Origin of the sequence: Salinisphaera hydrothermalis C41B8 (assembly GCF_000732535.1) — a bacterium.
GTDB lineage: Bacteria > Pseudomonadota > Gammaproteobacteria > Nevskiales > Salinisphaeraceae > Salinisphaera > Salinisphaera hydrothermalis.
On the sequence record NZ_APNK01000001.1, the window covers coordinates 262,231 to 277,209 of the forward strand.

Annotated in this window: 18 protein-coding genes; 4 read left to right on the top strand and 14 right to left on the bottom strand. The window is 63.4% G+C overall.

Going from position 1 to position 14,979, the window contains the following annotated elements; all coding sequences use genetic code 11:
* Positions 1 to 18 precede the first annotated feature (18 nt).
* The 14 genes from C41B8_RS01120 to hisI all read right to left on the bottom strand — a co-directional run bounded on the left by C41B8_RS01120 (position 19) and on the right by hisI (position 10,651).
* Positions 19 to 1,641 (bottom strand): purine-cytosine permease family protein, encoded by a 1,623-nt coding sequence (locus C41B8_RS01120; protein ID WP_051882700.1) that lies wholly within the window; start codon positions 1,639 to 1,641, stop codon positions 19 to 21.
* Between the two features lie 173 nt (positions 1,642 to 1,814).
* Entirely contained in the window at positions 1,815 to 2,426 is a 612-nt protein-coding gene (gene ureG / locus C41B8_RS01125) for an urease accessory protein UreG (protein ID WP_037332892.1), read from the bottom strand.
* Between the two features lie 23 nt (positions 2,427 to 2,449).
* Positions 2,450 to 3,145 carry an urease accessory protein UreF gene (locus tag C41B8_RS01130; protein ID WP_037332895.1) on the bottom strand — a complete coding sequence of 232 codons (696 nt, stop codon included), beginning with the start codon at positions 3,143 to 3,145 and terminating at the stop codon, positions 2,450 to 2,452.
* Entirely contained in the window at positions 3,138 to 3,686 is a 549-nt protein-coding gene (gene ureE, locus C41B8_RS01135) for an urease accessory protein UreE (RefSeq protein ID WP_051882641.1), read from the bottom strand. Before ureE ends, C41B8_RS01130 begins: the two co-directional genes overlap by 8 nt.
* Positions 3,687 to 3,726: 40 nt before the next feature.
* Positions 3,727 to 5,430 carry an urease subunit alpha gene (gene ureC, locus C41B8_RS01140; RefSeq protein ID WP_037332897.1) on the bottom strand — a complete coding sequence of 568 codons (1,704 nt, stop codon included), beginning with the start codon at positions 5,428 to 5,430 and terminating at the stop codon, positions 3,727 to 3,729.
* The gene (locus C41B8_RS01145) at positions 5,427 to 5,747 is read right to left on the bottom strand and encodes an urease subunit beta (RefSeq protein WP_037332899.1); all 321 of its coding nucleotides are present in this window, start codon (positions 5,745 to 5,747) and stop codon (positions 5,427 to 5,429) included. The genes ureC and C41B8_RS01145 overlap by 4 nt, the downstream gene beginning before the upstream one ends.
* Positions 5,748 to 5,754: 7 nt before the next feature.
* The gene (gene ureA, locus C41B8_RS01150) at positions 5,755 to 6,057 is read right to left on the bottom strand and encodes an urease subunit gamma (protein ID WP_037332901.1); all 303 of its coding nucleotides are present in this window, start codon (positions 6,055 to 6,057) and stop codon (positions 5,755 to 5,757) included.
* Between the two features lie 173 nt (positions 6,058 to 6,230).
* Positions 6,231 to 7,106, bottom strand: a complete 876-nt coding sequence (locus C41B8_RS01155; protein ID WP_051882643.1) for an urease accessory protein UreD — start codon at positions 7,104 to 7,106, stop codon at positions 6,231 to 6,233.
* A gap of 166 nt (positions 7,107 to 7,272) precedes the next feature.
* Positions 7,273 to 8,016, bottom strand: coding sequence for an EF-hand domain-containing protein (locus C41B8_RS01160; RefSeq protein ID WP_037332905.1), 744 nt, complete (start codon positions 8,014 to 8,016; stop codon positions 7,273 to 7,275).
* Between the two features lie 370 nt (positions 8,017 to 8,386).
* On the bottom strand, positions 8,387 to 9,130 hold the full coding sequence (tatC, locus tag C41B8_RS01165) for a twin-arginine translocase subunit TatC (RefSeq protein WP_353213895.1): 744 nt from the start codon (positions 9,128 to 9,130) through the stop codon (positions 8,387 to 8,389).
* A gap of 11 nt (positions 9,131 to 9,141) precedes the next feature.
* Entirely contained in the window at positions 9,142 to 9,579 is a 438-nt protein-coding gene (gene tatB, locus C41B8_RS01170) for a Sec-independent protein translocase protein TatB (RefSeq protein ID WP_051882645.1), read from the bottom strand.
* A gap of 12 nt (positions 9,580 to 9,591) precedes the next feature.
* Positions 9,592 to 9,867, bottom strand: coding sequence for a twin-arginine translocase TatA/TatE family subunit (tatA, locus tag C41B8_RS01175; protein ID WP_037332907.1), 276 nt, complete (start codon positions 9,865 to 9,867; stop codon positions 9,592 to 9,594).
* A gap of 15 nt (positions 9,868 to 9,882) precedes the next feature.
* The gene (locus C41B8_RS01180) at positions 9,883 to 10,251 is read right to left on the bottom strand and encodes a phosphoribosyl-ATP diphosphatase (protein WP_037332910.1); all 369 of its coding nucleotides are present in this window, start codon (positions 10,249 to 10,251) and stop codon (positions 9,883 to 9,885) included.
* Entirely contained in the window at positions 10,244 to 10,651 is a 408-nt protein-coding gene (gene hisI, locus C41B8_RS01185) for a phosphoribosyl-AMP cyclohydrolase (protein WP_037332911.1), read from the bottom strand. Before hisI ends, C41B8_RS01180 begins: the two co-directional genes overlap by 8 nt.
* A gap of 127 nt (positions 10,652 to 10,778) precedes the next feature.
* Between hisI and trkA the strand changes: the two genes are divergently transcribed.
* The 4 genes from trkA (at position 10,779) to C41B8_RS01205 (ending at position 14,962) form a co-directional block, all read left to right on the top strand.
* Positions 10,779 to 12,158: a Trk system potassium transporter TrkA gene (gene trkA, locus C41B8_RS01190; protein ID WP_037333159.1), complete on the top strand. Its 1,380-nt coding sequence runs from the start codon at positions 10,779 to 10,781 to the stop codon at positions 12,156 to 12,158.
* A gap of 77 nt (positions 12,159 to 12,235) precedes the next feature.
* Positions 12,236 to 13,645: a TrkH family potassium uptake protein gene (locus C41B8_RS01195; RefSeq protein ID WP_232225967.1), complete on the top strand. Its 1,410-nt coding sequence runs from the start codon at positions 12,236 to 12,238 to the stop codon at positions 13,643 to 13,645.
* 44 nt (positions 13,646 to 13,689) lie between these two features.
* Positions 13,690 to 14,001 carry a tetratricopeptide repeat protein gene (locus C41B8_RS01200; RefSeq protein WP_232225960.1) on the top strand — a complete coding sequence of 104 codons (312 nt, stop codon included), beginning with the start codon at positions 13,690 to 13,692 and terminating at the stop codon, positions 13,999 to 14,001.
* 10 nt (positions 14,002 to 14,011) lie between these two features.
* On the top strand, positions 14,012 to 14,962 hold the full coding sequence (locus tag C41B8_RS01205) for a homoserine kinase (protein ID WP_037332915.1): 951 nt from the start codon (positions 14,012 to 14,014) through the stop codon (positions 14,960 to 14,962).
* The last annotated feature ends 17 nt before the right edge of the window (positions 14,963 to 14,979 follow it).

Genomic DNA, 14,979 nt, shown 5'->3' on the forward strand with positions numbered 1-14,979 from the left:
TGCAATGGCTAGTGCACGCTAACTCGCCCCGAGCGGCTCCACGGCACGACACAAGGAGCAGACCACCCCGTTGTGGTGGGCCGAATACAGCACGTCGGGCCGTTCGAAATCGGCGTTGCAGGCCGTGCAGGCGTATATCGCGCTGGACGGCGTGCCGTCCTCGGTGAAGCGCGGCGCATTGACGCCGTCTTCGCTCTTTCGCAGATAGAACCGCCCGCGCGTAGCGATCGCCAGAATCGGAGGACACACCACGCCGACCGCCACCGCGATCAACGGCGGATAGGACGACAGAAACGCGCCCAGCACGCCGAAGTAGGCCGCAATGGCCAGTCCCGCGGCGAGGATGAACGATACCGTGCCGACCGGATTGATCGGGTACAGCATGCCACGCCGGAACTCCGGTAGCTTGGGCGAAATACCCAGCATGTACTTGTTGATCACGATATCCGTGGCTACGACGACCACCCACGCGATCGCGCAATTGGAGTAAAAGCCCAGAATGTTGTTCAGTACGGCGAACATATCGCCTTCCATGAGCGCCAGCGCGATACTAACGTTGACCACCACGAACACCACGCGCCCCGGGTAATGCCGCGTGATGCGGGTGAAGGCATTGGTCCAGGCGAGCGACCCCGAATAGGCATTGGTGACGTTGATCTTGATCTGGCTGATCACGACCAGCACCACGGACAACGCCAGTGCCAGCCACATCGGCACCATGTCGGAAAAGATCGAGACGAACTGGCGGACCGGCTCGGTGGCGGCGGAGCCCGCGACCTTCGACAGCAGATAGAACGCCAGCAGCGCGCCGATCATCTGTTTGATCGCGCCGAGCACGACCCAGCCCGGCCCGGCCGCCAGCACCGCCGTCCACCACTGGCGACGGTTGTCGGCCGTTTTCGCCGGCATGAAGCGCAGATAATCGATCTGCTCGCCGATCTGGCCCATCAAGGCGAGCACGACACCGGCGCCCAACATGACCGCTGCGAGACTGACACCGCCGTAGCCTTGCGTGCCGGTATATTGCAGCCAGTCACCCACCACCTGCGGCTTGGCCGAGACCAGATAGATGACCGGCGCCGCCATCAGGACCAGCCAGAACGGCGTAGTCCAGAGCTGGAGTTTCGACAGTGCCTTCATGCCGTAGATCACCAGCGGCAGCACGATCATCGTGGCGATCAGGTAACCCAGCCAGAGCGGGATGCCGAGGCCGACGAGCAAGCCCTGGGCCATGATCGAGCCTTCGAGGGCGAAGAAGATGAAAGTAAACGACGCAAAGATGATCGCGGTGAGCACCGAGCCGTAGTAGCCGAAACCGGCGCCGCGCGTGATCAGATCCAGATCGATGTTGTAGCGCGCCGCGTAATACGCCACCGGCAGGCCGGTGATGAAGATGAGCGCGGCCGCAAACAGGATCGCCAGAATGGCATTTGCCGTGCCGTAGCTGATCGCGATACTCGCGCCGATCGAGAAATCGGCCAGATAGGCAATCCCGCCGAGTGCCGTGATGGCCACCGTCATCGGCCCCCAGCGCCGAAAGGAATGCGGCGCATAACGCAGGGTGTAGTCCTCCAGCGTCTCGTTCTTTGCGCCGGAGGCATCGTCCTCGGGACGGAACAGCGTTTCGCTCGTACTGGCCACATCGATCACCGGTTGGAAACTCGAGTGGTGTTCAGAGCAATGTTGATGCCAGCTACCAGCCAGCCCTGTATCGACGTGCACCGGGGGCGGGCCCTGTGCTTGCGCAAGCGCTCAACAACGCGTCAGACGCCCCGACCCGGTGCATTTGCACCAGAGCGGAGCGTTGATCCCCGCTATGCCAGCACGCCTTCGCGTTCGATGAACGCCATGATGTCAGTCAGCCCATCGCCGGCACGCAGGTTGGTGAACAGCGTTGGACGATCGCCGCGCATCATCTTGGCGTCCCGATCCATAACGTCGAGCGAGGCCCCGACATATGGCGCCAGATCGGTCTTGTTGATCACCAGCAGATCCGAACGCGTGATGCCCGGACCGCCCTTGCGCGGGATCTTGTCGCCGGCCGAGACGTCGATGACATAAAGAGTCAGATCCGACAGTTCCGGCGAGAACGTCGCGGCCAGGTTATCGCCGCCGCTTTCGATCAGGATTACGTCGAGATCGTCGAACGTCGCGGTCAGTTCGTCGATGGCGGCCAGATTGGCCGAGGCATCCTCGCGAATCGCGGTATGCGGGCAGCCTCCCGTCTCCACGCCGCGAATCCGTTCTTCCGGCAAGGCGCCGCTGCGAATCAGGAAATCGGCGTCCTCGCGGGTATAGATATCGTTGGTCACGACGGCAATCGAATACTTGTCGCGCATGGCCTTGCACAACGCATCGGTCAGTGCCGTCTTGCCGGATCCCACCGGGCCACCGATACCGACGCGCAGCGGCGATTGCTTGTCCATACTTACCTCTTGCAGGTGATCGATCACGACCGGTAGAGCCGTGAATACATCGTTTCGTGAGCGGTGCTGGCCAGAGTGACGCCGGGCAGCGATCCGCCCAACTCCTTATCGGTCAGCTCAAAGGCGCGCGCGACCGCCGCCGGCACATGCTGTGCCAGTTCGAACAACAGGATCTGGCCGCGCGTCTGCCCCAGCGGCACGAGTTTCACGGCCGCCAACACTTGGTTTTCTAGCCAGGCCCATGCCAGCCCCGACGCCGCACTGCGGGCATCGATCCGCCAGCGTGTGGCCGCCAGAGCCCAGAGGGCTGCGAACGACACATCATCGGCCTGCGCCCCGCCGATGCGCCAATCGGCAGCGCCCGCCTCGCCCATACCGTCGAGCAAAGTGGCGAGCGCGTGTCCGAGATGACGTTCCTGAGCCCGGCGTTCGGCGGTCTCGCGCGAGGTCAGCAGATATCGGCTCCAATCCTGCACGCACCCGATATCCCCGGCTTCCCAAGCCACATGCAACCGGCCATAGATCGCCAGATCGAGCGGTACGAGCGTCGCCTCCAGACTGGCCGCGAGCCAGTCGCGTACATCGCGCTCATGGCGCAGCCAGCCGCGCTCGACCGCGGCTTCCAGCCCTTCGGAATACGCGAAAGCACCGACCGGCAGCGATGGGCTGGCGAGTTGCAGCAATCGCTGCAGCGCGAGCGCCTCGTCGGCTTCAGCCATGGGCGCGAGTCAGGCTCCCGTCCGGCAGCGGCGCCGCCGCGTGCTCGTGCTCGTGCTCGTGCTCGTGCTCGTGCTCGTGCTCGTGACCGTGACCGTGACCGTGACCGTGACCGTGCTGATCGTAGGCGCCGGGCTCGGGATGAAAAGCGCATTGACAGAACTGCGGCCGACCGCCGAGACCGGTCACCATGGCGTCCAGCACATGGTCGTGCCGATAGGCGACCGCATCGGCATGGACCTGCAGCGGCACATGCCGATTCCCGAGGTGGTAACAGATGCGGTTCAGCAGCAGGCGATCGACGCAATGCACGTACGACAGCGACTCGGCGGCGGCGACGATCCGCACGAAAAAAAGTCGGTCGGCGTCGGTGAGCACGTCGCCATCGGACAGCGTCGTGCCGCGCGCCAGCACGACGCCCGCCGCGCCCCCGCTATCGAGCACGATGCGCTGACGCGACTTCTGGCGGGCGTCGAAGTCCAGAACGGCCGTGGCATTGATCTGGACGGCGCCGTCGTGATGTTTGTGAACGAGTCGAATCATGTCGTTATGGAGAGCTATGAGGTCGACGCCGAGCGTCGAACTAGAACAGAAAATAACGCTGTGCCAGCGGCAGTTCCGCCGCCGGTTCACAGACCAGCAGTTCGCCGTCGGCCCGGACATCGTAGGTCTGGGGGTCGACCTCGATATGGGGCAAGGCGTCGTTGTTGCGCATATCGGCCTTGGACAATTGCCGGGTGCCGGTCACCGCGACCAGCCGCTTGCGCAGGCCGAGCTGTTCGCCGATGCCGGCCGCCAGTGCGGCCGCCGAGGTGAACGTCACCGATGTCGCGGTGCGCGAGCGGCCATAGGCGCCGAACATCGGTCGGTAGTGTACCGGCTGGGGCGTGGGAATCGAGGCGTTCGGATCGCCCATCGGCGCCATGGCGATCGCGCCGCCCTTGATGATCGTCGCCGGCTTGGTGCCAAAAAACGCCGGCTTCCACAGTACGAGATCCGCCAGCTTGCCCACCTCGACCGAGCCCACCTCGTGCGCGATGCCGTGCGTGATCGCCGGGTTGATGGTGTATTTGGCGATATAACGCTTGACGCGTTCGTTGTCCGCCCTTTCGGAATCGCCCGGGGCGGGCCCGCGCTGGACGCGCATCTTGTGGGCGGTCTGCCATGTCCGGGTGATGACTTCGCCCACGCGGCCCATGGCCTGGGAATCGGAAGCGATCATGGAGAACGCGCCGAGATCATGGAGGATGTCTTCGGCGGCGATGGTTTCACGCCGGATGCGCGAATCGGCGAACGCCACATCCTCGGCGATCGACGGGCTCAGGTGATGACAGACCATGAGCATGTCGAGATGCTCGTCGACCGTGTTGGCCGTATACGGCCGCGTCGGATTGGTGCTCGAGGGCAGCACGTTGGGTTTGCCGGCCGCGGTGATGATGTCCGGCGCATGGCCGCCGCCCGCGCCCTCGGTGTGATAGGTATGAATCACCCGGTCCTTGAAGGCGGCGAAGGTATCTTCGACGAAGCCGGATTCGTTGAGGGTGTCGGTATGAATGGCCACCTGGACATCGGTTTCGTCGGCCACGGTCAGACAGTTGTCGATGGCGGCCGGCGTCGTGCCCCAGTCCTCGTGCAGCTTCAGCCCGCAGGCGCCGGCGAGAACCTGCTCGTGCAACGGGCCGGGCAGACTGGCATTGCCCTTGCCGAGGAAACCGAGGTTCATGGGAAATGCATCGGCGGCTTCGAGCATGCGATGCATGTGCCAGGGGCCCGGGGTGGCCGTCGTGGCCTTGGTCCCAGTCGCCGGACCCGTACCGCCGCCGATCATGGTGGTCACGCCCGAGGCCAGCGCTTCCTCGATCTGCTGCGGGCAGACGAAATGAATATGCGCGTCGATGCCGCCGGCGGTCAGAATCTGGCCCTCGCCGGCGATGATTTCCGTGCCCGGCCCGATCACGATCTCGACGCCGTCCATGACGTCCGGATTGCCGGCCTTGCCGATGCCGGATATACGGCCGGCCGAGATGCCGACATCGGCCTTCACGATGCCCCACCAGTCGAGGATCACCACATTGGTGATCACCGTATCGGCGGCGACATCGTTCCCGTGCTGGCTCTGCCCCATGCCGTCACGCACGACCTTGCCGCCGCCGAACTTCACTTCGTCGCCGTAATGGCCGTTATCGGACTCGATCTGGATGACCAGGGCGGTATCGCCGAGCCGCACGCGGTCGCCCGCCGCGGGCCCGAACATCTCGGCGTAAGCCGTGCGGTCCATACGTGTCATGCCGAATCCTCCGACAAGGGCCCCATGACCTCGCCATGAAAACCATAGATCGTGCGCCGGCCGACATACGGCACCAGCGTCACCCGACGCGTAGCCCCCGGCTCAAAGCGCACGGCGGTCCCGGCCGGCACGTCGAGCCGCCAACCGCGAGCCGCGGCCCGATCGAACGACAACGCCGGATTGGTCTCGGCAAAATGATAGTGGGAACCGACCTGAATCGGCCGATCGCCGGTATTGGAAACCTCGATCTCATGCCGCTCGCGGCCGGCATTGATCTCGATTTCGCCCTCGGCGGGCAGTATCTCGCCTGGAATCATGGCTACCTCAGACAATCGGATCGTGGACGGTAACGAGCTTGGTGCCGTCGATGAATGTTGCCTCGACCTGAACCTCGGTCAGCATCTCCGGCACGCCTTCCATGACGTCGTCGCGCGAGAGCAATGTCCGGCCGTAGTCCATCATCTCAGCAACCGACCGCCCCTCGCGGGCGCCTTCCATCAGTGCCGACGCGATAAATGCCATGGCTTCGGGATAGTTGAGCTTCAGACCACGCTCGCGCCGTCGCTCCGCCAGCAGCCCGGCCGAGAAGATAAGCAACTTGTCTTTTTCACGAGGCGTGAGATCCATGACGCATTCCGGGTTTGGCGGCGGATCGGTGAGACTCCGAACCCGCCTGATCTGACAATCGCGGCACAACGGGGCGAGCCGGCCACGGCAAACCACGCGCTGGCGGCCGATACTCGGCCTGCCGACACGCGCCGGGCGATAGCTCAATGCGGGGAATAACCGCGCAGCAGAGCCTAAGTCGCCCAAATGCGGGGCGCAACGGCCGATTTGTCGTAGACCAAAGGCCGCAACCATACCCATAAGTTGCGCAGCGGCGGCTGTATTTCATGTGCTTCACGGGCGGTCACGCGAACCACCAGCAAACCATCGACCGCCGAAACGCCGACGGCAAGATCGTAGACCGCAAGCACGCTTCGAACATCGGTCACCGTGGCTTCGTCGAACCCTTCTGGCCGATAAGCAACGAGCGTGCCCATTGCGCGCGCCCCACCCATCCCCCAGGTGGCATCCAGCATGGGCGAGTCGCCAGCGCCGGGCACGCCGGTGCGCTCGTGCCATAGCAGTCGTCCGTCGAGGCGTACGTTCAAGCGTCCGTCGTAGCGGCCGTGCTGGAACGACTCGCCGGAGGCCGGCCGCCCGAGCATCCAGACATCCCAGGCGATCGCCCGCGCGTCCGCCGCCAGATCGAGATCGAGCGACGTCTGTGCACGGGCCCCGTCAAAAACAATCGCTTCCTGCGGAAGCCATTCAAGGCTGCTGCCACGGCCCACACACAACTGCACGCTCTGTCGGCTGGCTCGATCGGGCGAGCGATAGAGTTTGGCCGCCGAGGGCGTGGTAATCAGGGCTTGGGCGCCGGGTTCGACGGCAACGCTGAACACGATCTCGTCGCCCTGAACGACACCCCCGGGCGGATGCAGGAGCATCACATGCGCGGTACCGTCAAGCTCGGGATACAGCGGGCGCTGGATATACACCGGCCCGACATGGCGCCGTCTCACGGCCACGCTGCGCTCGCCACGCCGCGCGATGGTCAGGTCCAGCCGCGCGCGCCACCCGAACTCGAGCGAAGGGCTGTCCGGTTGAATATCGACGGTTGAGACGATCACGAGCTCCGGGCATGGGTTGGCTCGTCATCTTCTACACAAAAAGAAACCGCCCGCCAACCCAGACTCCTCTGGTCGGAGTCCGGCGCTGGCGGGCGGTATCCCGATCGATTCAGCGTCGATCGCGGGCGCCGGTATCAAGCCAGCCGCCCACCTCGATCGCTGGCTCTTACGGGTTGTTTTTCTGCGGTTGCGACGACATCTGCGTCTGCGTCTGCATCGAGCCATTGGCCTTCATGCCGCCGCCGGCGGACATCGTGTTGTCGCCCCGCCGCATCGTCTGCGATGCATTGTTGCGCATACGATCGGCCTGACTCTGCATGTTGTGCTGCGTCTGCGAGGCCTGATTCTGCATGTTGTTCTGCATACCGGACATACGATCATGCGCGCTCTGGCTCATCTGCGATGCCGAGTTGCGCATCGACTGGCCGGCCGAACGCATGTCTTGCTGCGTGCGCTGCATCGCATTGCCGGCCTTCTGCGCGGAGTTCGATATCACGCGCTTACTGCCGTTTTTCATCACGGTGTACGTTTCGCCGCCCGATACGGCCGGGCCCACGGCGCCGCGGCTCGCGGCCTGCATGCCCGCCTTGAACTGATTGAGCGTAATGCCACCCGCGCTTTCATCACCTTTCTTGGCGTGCGGATCGGTCTTGATCGACGCGTTGGTGTCCATCGAGTCGTAGAGTTTGGCCACCCGCGGGTTGGCCTGGGCTTCGCTGGGGCTCAGCACACCATCGTTATTGGTATCGAGCTTGTGAAACTCGGCCGTCAACGAACCACTTGTGGACATGTTCGCCTGCCCATTGCCAGCCGTCGCGCCGGCTTGGCCGGACGCACTCATGCCGGAACCGGCAAACGCTGCGCCGGTCGCCATAGCCAGACCCAAAGCAATAGCGGTTTTCTTGAACATAGGGTGTCCTACTTGGTTGTAAGAAACATCCCGAACCTACGCGCAGCCAATGAATTAAGACTGAATTAGGGCCTGTTAACACTTCGCCCTTGACCCCGTGACCGCGTTGCCGCCCAAAAACCGGCCAAGCAAGGCGCATGGCGCCGGCCTTGGTCATTCCAAGGTCAAGCCGTGCAACGCCGCATGGCCGGTTTTTGGGCGCAACCCGACCGGACGGCGGTCATTTTTCCGCAATCCGGCATTGTCGTTCGCTACGGCAGAATGACTGCGGTACGCGACCTATGCCTTGCTCTTGCAAAAAATGATCGCCGGCGCGGCGCACGCGGAAGGGTTAACAGGCCCTAACCGAAGCGCCCGCAACGAGCACCCGTCAGCTGGATTCCTGTTCTCGCTCTCGCGCCCCGGGCGCAAACATCCGCGCCGTGAACAGCCCGACTTCATAGAGCAGGTAAATCGGCACCGCCAACAGGGTCTGCGAAATGACGTCCGGCGGCGTCAGCAGCATACCGGCAGCGAACGCAGCGACCAGCACATACGGCCGATAGCTGCCCAGCTGCTTCGGCGTCACGAACCCGGCCCAAACGATCAGGAAAATTGCCACCGGTAGCTCGAACGCAATACCGAAGGCCATGAACATTTTCAGGACGAAGTCCAGGTAGTTCGAGATGTCGGTCATCACCGTCACGCCGGCCGGCGCCACCGAGACAAAGAAGCCGAACACGATCGGGAAGATGACGTAATAAGCGAACGTCATGCCGAGATAGAACAGCAGCGTGCTGGACACCAGAAGAGGCGTCACCAGCCGACGTTCGGCCATATACAGACCGGGCGCGATGAACATCCACACCTGATACAGCGTCCACGGCAGCGAGACCGCGAACGCGACCATGAGCGAGAGCTTCATCGGCACCAGAAATGGCGCCGTCACCCCAGTCGCGATAAGGCTGGAATGATTCGGCATGTGTACGAGCAACGGACCCGACAAGTAGGTGAACAGCGAACGCGAGAAATAGAAACAGGGCAGAAAAACGACAACGATGCCGAGTGCGATGCGTATCACCCGGGTGCGCAACTCGAGCAGGTGCGCCATCAAGGGCTGTTCGTTGTCGTCGATTTCTTTGTCGCTCACGGGCGATTCTCGTCGTTTCTATGCGTTGTCGGCGCGCCGGACTCGGCGCTCGAATCGAGGGCCTCGGATGCGGCGATCGAATCGGACTCGCTGGCCTCCCTCGGTGCGCCTCCGCTGTCGTCCGGGCCGGCGGGCGCGGCCCGTTCGCTTTCGCCCTCGATCGGCTCCATCAACGGGCTGACGGCCTGTTCCGTGCTCTCGCGAAACTCCCGCGTCTCGGACTCGATCTGCTCGCGCGCGCGCCGCACGTCCTTGCGAATATCCTCGGCGGCAATCTCGTTTTCGAGCTCTGTCGTCAAGGCGTTGACATAATGTCGGGCGCGCCCGGCCCAGCGACCGAGCGTGCGGGCGACCACCGGCAAACGCTCGGGACCGAGCACGATCAGCCCGATTACGCCGAGAACCGCCAGTTCCCAGAAACCGATGTCGAACATGGCGTACTCGCTTTAGTCGCGACGGCCGGCGGTGTCGTTATCGGCACCGGTGTCGTGACTACGGTGTTCGCCGTGGCTCGATCCGTCTTCACGCTTGGCGTGATCCACGACCTTCGGATCGTGCTTGTCGTCGCTCTTGCTGTCGTCGTCGTCCTTCATCGCGGAACGGAAGCCCTTGAGCGCGGAGCCGAGATCCGGTCCGAGATTGCGCAGCCGCTTCGAGCCGAAGACGAGCAGCACAATGACCAGAAGGATGAGCAGCTGCCAAATACTGATACCGGAAAGCATATAAACCTCTTCGTGTTAGGCGTTGTCCCCGCCGTGTCCTCCACGGGCGGCTTTCTCCTCGTGCCCTGATACGCCGAAACGCCGGGCCAATTCATCGCGTACCGCCGTGGAATCCAGCCCTCTCGACTGGAGCAGAACCATGCAGTGAAACCATAGGTCGGCCACTTCGTGCACGACATGCGAATCGTCGTCACCGCGGGCGGCCTCTATGACCTCGGCCGCTTCCTCGTCGATCTTCTCGCTGATCGCGGCCACACCACCAGCATACAGCGAGGCGGTGTAACTATGCGCGGGATCAGACATTCGACGTTTGGCCAAGGCGGCATCCAGCGCGGTGAAAACGTCGCTGTCGGCCGGGGCTGAATTCGGGGCTGATTTACTCATGCAGACCATACATTCGCTGGGGATCCTTGAGCACGGGATCCCGGGTGACCCAGGTATCGCCGTCCAGTATCTGGAAGAAACAGGATTCGCGCCCGGTGTGGCAGGCGACGCCACCAATCTGCTCAACGCGCAACAACAGCGCATCGTTGTCGCAGTCGAGCGCGATTTCGACAATACGCTGAAGATTGCCGGAGGTCTCGCCCTTGCGCCATAACGTCGCGCGCGAACGCGACCAGTAGGTGGCGTACCCCGATTCCACCGTGGCCGCGAGCGATTCCCGATTCATCCAGGCCAGAGTCAACACGCGCCCGGTCTCCACGGACTGCGTAATCACCGGCACCAGCCCCCGATCGTCCCAATCGACGGCCGCGAGCCAATCTATGGCCTCGCTCGAACTCATGGCGAACTCCGTTGTGATGGCATGGGCCCGTATCCTACCGTTCGCAGACGAGACAACCCAGCGACCGGGCAACTTCGCAGGACGTCACTATTGCAACGCATGCGGGCGCGATCTACTGTTGCCGCGCATGAAGATCATCATCCTGGGGGCGGGCGAAGTCGGCGCGACGCTGGCCGAAAATCTCGCCCATGAATCGAACGACGTCACGGTCGTCGATACCAACGAATCATTGCTGCGACCACTGCAGGACCGGCTCGATATCCGGGCCGTACACGGCTATGCCGCGCATCCGGCCGTGTTGCGCGATGCCGGCGCCAACGACGCGGACATGATCATCGCGGTGACCGCGGTCGACGAAATCAACATGGTCGCCTGCCAGATCGCCTATACGCTGTTTCATACCCCGACCAAGATCGCGCGCATTCGTTCCGCGGAATACCTGGTTGAGGAGCGGCTGTTCCATCAGGACGCCATCCCGATCGACATGTCGATCAGCCCGGAACAGCTCGTCACCGACTACATCAAGCGCCTGATTCAGTATCCCGGCGCCTTGCAGGTGGTCGATTTCGCCGAGGGCCGGGTGCAGGTCGTCGGCGTGAAGGCCTATTACGGCGGCCCCCTGGTCGGCAACGAACTGCGCGCGCTGCGCCAGCACATCCCGAACGTCGATACTCGCGTCGTTGCGATCTATCGCCGCGGCAAACCGCTGATTCCGCAGGGCGACACCATCGTCGAGGCCGACGACGAGGTGTTTTTCGTCGCCGCGCGCCGCGACATCAAGCAAGTGATCGGCGAGCTGCGCAAGATCGACCGGCCGGTCAAACGCGTGATGCTGGCCGGCGGCGGCAATATCGGTACCCGTCTGGCGCTGGCGCTGGAAAACCAGTGCCAGGTCAAGGTGATCGAGCATAATCCCGAGCGCGCCGGCTGGCTGTCCGAACGCGTGAACCGATCGATCGTGCTCAAGGGCGACGCCGCCAACGAGGCGCTGTTGCGCGAGGAGAACATCGAATCGGTCGATGTGTTCTGCTCGGTGACCGACGACGATGAAGCCAACATTTTGTCGGCGATGCTGGCCAAGCGTCTGGGCGCGCGCAAGGCGATGTCGTTGATCAACCGGCTGGCCTACGTTGATCTGATCGAATCGTCCGGCACCCAGATCGATATCGCCATCTCGCCCAAGCAGTCGACGATTTCGGCGCTGCTGGCCCATGTGCGGCGCGGCGACGTCGTACGCGCCCATACGCTGCGCCGCGGCGCGGCCGAGGCCATCGAGGCGATCGCCCATGGCGAGCGCTCGAATTCTCGCGTGGTCGGCCGTCGCATCGACGAAATCAAGCTCCCCCCCGGCGCCTCGATAGGCGCCATCGCCCGTGGCGACGATGTGCTGATCGCGCATCACGACACGGTGATCGAGTCCGGCGATCACGTGATGATCTTCATCATCGACAAGAAATACACGGCCGAGGTCGAACAACTCTTCCAGGTTGGCGTGTCGTACGTCTGATGTCGTTGTCTGCAATCGTCCGGGGCCGCCTGAATTATTACTATGCCGTCGTACAGCGGGTGCTCGGCCTGCTGTTGATGATCTTCTCGGTGTCGATGCTGGCGCCGGTGGTGGTCGCGTTAATCTACGGCGACGGCGAGATGGAAGCCTTCATTATCGGCTTTTTCATCACGCTGGCGACCGGCCTGGCCGCGTGGCTGCCGACTCGCCACGTACAGCGTGAACTCAAGATCCGCGACGGCTTTCTGGTGGTCGTGTTGTTCTGGATGGTGCTGAGCCTGTTCGGCGCCATCCCGCTGTGGCTGGCCACCCGCCCCGACATGAGCTTTACCGACGCGACCTTCGAATCGGTGTCGGGGCTGACCACGACCGGGGCCACCGTACTCACCGGGCTCGACACCCTGCCCCACGCCATTCTGTTCTGGCGCGTACTGCTGCACTGGATGGGCGGCATGGGCATCATCGTGCTGGCGGTCGCCGTACTACCCATGCTGGGCGTAGGCGGTATGCAGCTGTATCGCGCGGAAACGCCGGGCCCGATCAAGGATTCCAAACTCACCCCGCGCATTCGCGAGACGGCCAAAGCGCTCTGGTATCTGTACGTCTCGCTCACGGCGTTTTGTGCATTGCTGTTCTGGGCCGCCGGTACGACGCCGTTCGATGCGATCAGCGATGCCTTCTCGGCCATCGCCACCGGCGGTTTTTCCAACCACGATCTTTCGCTGGGCTATCACGACAGCCCGGTTATCGAGCTGGCCGCGATCGTGTCGATGCTGATCGGCGCTATCAGCTTCGGCATGCATTTCTCGGTCTGGCGCAGTGCCAACCCGTTGAACTACTGGCGCGACTCGGAAACCCGCACATTCCTGATCATGGTCGTGGCCGCCACCGCCGTGACCACGATCGTCCTGCTGGCCTCGGGCACCTACGTCGATGCCCCCGACGCCGTCATCAAGGCTTTGTTCCAGGTCTTATCGATCGGCACCACAACCGGCTTCACGACCACGGACTACACCATCTGGCCGAGCTTCCTGCCCATGTTTCTGCTGCTCGGCAGTTTCATCGGCGGCTGTGCCGGATCGACCACTGGCGGGATGAAAGTCGTCCGCTTCATCCTGTTGGCCAAGCAGGGCACGCGCGAGATCAGCCGCCTGGTGCATCCCAACGCCGAAATCCCCATCAAGATGGGCGGCAAGGTCATCCCCGATCGGGTGGTGCATGCGGTCTGGGGCTTCTTTTCGGTCTATGTGACCGTATTCGCGGTGATGTTTCTCATCCTGCTGTCGACCGGACTCAACGAGCTGACCTCGTTCTCGGCCGTGGCCGCGACAATCAACAACGTGGGCCCAGGGCTGGGCGCGGTCGCCTCCAACATGGCCGGCATTCCCAAACTCGCCAAGTGGGTGCTATGCATGTCCATGTTGCTCGGGCGCCTGGAAGTGTTCACGCTGCTGGTGATTCTCACCCCGGCATTCTGGCGGCGCTGACTGACAGCCGCACGCGCCGTTTCGGTACAATCGCCGCCATGACGATGCAGGATCAACTTCAGGCCATGATCGACGCCGGCCGCGATACGCCATTGGCGCGCTTCACGCTCGGCGAGCTATTGCACAAAAACGGCGATGACGAGACCGCGCTCGTCCATCTGGCGGCGGCGGTCGAACAAGACCCGCAGTATTCCGCGGCCTGGAGGCTCTACGGCCGCGTGCTGCTTGAAACCGGGCAGACCGACGCTGCCATCGATACCCTGACCCGCGGCATCGAGATCGCCCAACAGCGCGGCGACAATCAGGCCGCCAAGGAGATGCAGGTGTTTCTCAAACGCGCGCGGCGCGCGTCCTAGAGCGTCGCTCGTGTCTGTCTATACCCGCGTCGAAGCCGACGACCTGCGCGCCTTGCTCGCCGACTATGCGGTCGGCGAACTCGAGGATTTCGCTGGCATCTCCGCCGGCATCACCAACACCAACTATTTCGTCGACACCAGCCTCGGACGCTGGGTGCTCACGCTGTTCGAGCAGGTCGATGAAGCCGAGCTGCCGTTCTTCATGCAGCTCATGGATCATCTGGCCGGCCATGGCGTGCCCTGTGCGCATCCGGTCGCGCGCAACGATGGCGGTTTTCTCAGCCGTGTGCGTGGCCGTCCTGCGGCGCTGGTGTATCGGCTGAATGGCGCCAGCGTGGAAACGCCCGACGCGCAACACTGCCGCTCGCTCGGCGGCGTGGTCGCCGAAATGCACCGGGCCGTAGCCAGTTTCACGCCGGCTCAGCGTAACGCCCGCGATCTCGACTGGATCAGCGCCGCCGCCGAGCGCCTCGAGGGCATGATGCCGGCCGAGGAGCATGCCGTTCTCGCCGACGAGATCGCATTCCAGCAGGCCGCAGCCGGGGATCTGTACGCCGAGTTGCCTGCCGCCGTCATCCATGCCGACCTGTTCCGGGACAACGTGCTGTTCGACCAGAACCGCGTCTCGGGGCTGATCGATTTCTACTACGCCTGCCACGACTATCTATTGTTCGATCTGGCCGTCATCTGCAACGACTGGGCGTTCGACGACGACGAGCACTACTGCCCGACTCACTGGCAGGCGTTCATGACCGCCTATACCCGTCGCCGTACACCCGACGCCGCCGAAGTCGCGGCCTGGCCGGCCATGTTGCGCGCCGCCGCCCTGCGTTTCTGGGCCTCGCGCCTGATTGATGCGTATTTCCCGATGAGCGGCGAAGTCGTCCACATCAAAGACCCGGCCCCGTTCAAACGACTGCTGCTGGCGCATCGTGCCGATCCGCCGGCGCTGGCGCCGTAAAGAGCCGCGGAGAACAC

Coding starts and splice junctions, on each gene's coding strand:
- tatA (WP_037332907.1), bottom strand. CDS start 9,867: ATGCTTTCCGGTATCAGTATTTGGCAGCTGCTCATCCTTCTGGTCATT.
- tatB (WP_051882645.1), bottom strand. CDS start 9,579: ATGTTCGACATCGGTTTCTGGGAACTGGCGGTTCTCGGCGTAATCGGG.
- trkA (WP_037333159.1), top strand. CDS start 10,779: ATGAAGATCATCATCCTGGGGGCGGGCGAAGTCGGCGCGACGCTGGCC.
- C41B8_RS01200 (WP_232225960.1), top strand. CDS start 13,690: ATGCAGGATCAACTTCAGGCCATGATCGACGCCGGCCGCGATACGCCA.
- ureC (WP_037332897.1), bottom strand. CDS start 5,430: ATGACACGTATGGACCGCACGGCTTACGCCGAGATGTTCGGGCCCGCG.
- C41B8_RS01180 (WP_037332910.1), bottom strand. CDS start 10,251: ATGAGTAAATCAGCCCCGAATTCAGCCCCGGCCGACAGCGACGTTTTC.
- C41B8_RS01195 (WP_232225967.1), top strand. CDS start 12,236: ATGATCTTCTCGGTGTCGATGCTGGCGCCGGTGGTGGTCGCGTTAATC.
- ureG (WP_037332892.1), bottom strand. CDS start 2,426: ATGGACAAGCAATCGCCGCTGCGCGTCGGTATCGGTGGCCCGGTGGGA.
- ureE (WP_051882641.1), bottom strand. CDS start 3,686: ATGATTCGACTCGTTCACAAACATCACGACGGCGCCGTCCAGATCAAT.
- C41B8_RS01130 (WP_037332895.1), bottom strand. CDS start 3,145: ATGGCTGAAGCCGACGAGGCGCTCGCGCTGCAGCGATTGCTGCAACTC.
- C41B8_RS01145 (WP_037332899.1), bottom strand. CDS start 5,747: ATGATTCCAGGCGAGATACTGCCCGCCGAGGGCGAAATCGAGATCAAT.
- hisI (WP_037332911.1), bottom strand. CDS start 10,651: ATGAGTTCGAGCGAGGCCATAGATTGGCTCGCGGCCGTCGATTGGGAC.
- ureA (WP_037332901.1), bottom strand. CDS start 6,057: ATGGATCTCACGCCTCGTGAAAAAGACAAGTTGCTTATCTTCTCGGCC.
- C41B8_RS01160 (WP_037332905.1), bottom strand. CDS start 8,016: ATGTTCAAGAAAACCGCTATTGCTTTGGGTCTGGCTATGGCGACCGGC.